Raw genomic sequence first — 350 nt, 5'->3', positions numbered from 1 at the left:
GGAGCCAATTTAGAATGTTTAGGGTGTCGTTTCACCGGCAGTGATCTGGTGACTAGTTGGTGTTACTGATAATTTAAAACTTGGTGTTGGATCGGCTTCTTCTAGCGATCTATTAGGATTAAGGCGTTTACCTGATAGTGTTTTACCTTGTAACTGGGTGTTGTCATCCCCCCTGCTCATTACCAACTGTTTATCCTCACTTGTTGGTAGGGGTGGATTATGGGACCCCGCCACAGCCGCAACACCCGCCACATGCGGCGTGGCGATTGACGTGCCAGAAGAAGTTGCATAATCATTGCCTGGTACAGATGATTAGATAGCGCTGCCTGGTGCGCCAAGCTCAACACTGG

1 pseudogene is annotated in these 350 nt (G+C 48.9%); it reads right to left on the bottom strand.

The window, feature by feature from the left end:
- Positions 1-27 precede the first annotated feature (27 nt).
- Positions 28-350 (bottom strand): annotated as a pseudogene (locus CWB85_RS22040) (S8 family serine peptidase); the annotation flags it as partial.

The sequence above is a fragment of the Pseudoalteromonas sp. S1727 genome, from assembly GCF_005886375.1.
Lineage (GTDB): Bacteria > Pseudomonadota > Gammaproteobacteria > Enterobacterales > Alteromonadaceae > Pseudoalteromonas > Pseudoalteromonas haloplanktis.
Note: the sequence above shows the minus strand (reverse complement) of the source record. Positions and strands in the feature narration are given on the sequence as shown.